Here is a 712-nt window from a genome sequence, read left to right on the forward strand (position 1 = left end):
ACATTGCTGGAAATTGTAAAATTAGTGGCTCCACCGTAATCGTAGAACGTGAGAAATAGTAATCATGGAAAAGAAATATGAACTTACTGATGAAATAAAAGAATTTTATGATGCAAGAACCGATAAAAGTAAAAAACTTTATCGCATACATGCATTAAGAGATTTTAGAAATATTAAAAAAGGTTACTTAGGTGGCTATATACAAAAAGAAGACAACCTATCGCATGAAGGCGATTGTTGGGTTTGGCATAAAGCTATGGTTTGTGGTGACGCTAAGATTTTCGGCAATGCACAAGTATTTGAACGCGCACAAATTACAGGCAGGGCGCGTGTTTATGAAAATGCAAAAGTTTGCGGTGAAGCATATGTTGAATATGATGCGCAAATTTACGGCAATGCACAAATTTATGGTGAGGCTCGAGTTTTGGGCCATGTTTATGGCAATGCCCGTGTCTATGGAGATGCTTATATAAGTGATAAAGCACACATTTCCGGAAATATGAAAATTCTAGATAGAGTATATATTTTCGATAATGTAAATATTTCTGGTAATCTTGAAATTCGTGGACGCAATTCAATCATCTACGAAAGTGACTATTCAGCAAGCGATATAAGCTACATAAGCCGTTTCTAACAACCAAACAACATTTTTAAACACAAGCGTGATTCACGCCACGGGTGAATTGTACGCAAATCAAGGAAATAAACCATG

1 protein-coding gene is annotated in these 712 nt (G+C 36.1%); it reads left to right on the plus strand.

All coding sequences use genetic code 11. The features are described 5' to 3' along the window. Nucleotides 1–64 precede the first annotated feature (64 nt). Nucleotides 65–634: a hypothetical protein gene (locus ACFIJP_RS09475; RefSeq protein ID WP_375627168.1), complete on the plus strand. Its 570-nt coding sequence runs from the start codon at nt 65–67 to the stop codon at nt 632–634. The last annotated feature ends 78 nt before the right edge of the window (nt 635–712 follow it).

Source organism: Bartonella sp. MU37NMGALS (assembly GCF_042194015.1).
GTDB lineage: Bacteria > Pseudomonadota > Alphaproteobacteria > Rhizobiales > Rhizobiaceae > Bartonella > Bartonella grahamii.

Bases quoted from the DNA above. Each gene is read 5' to 3' on its own strand.
- ACFIJP_RS09475 (WP_375627168.1), top strand. From the start codon at position 65: ATGGAAAAGAAATATGAACTTACTGATGAAATAAAAGAATTTTATGAT.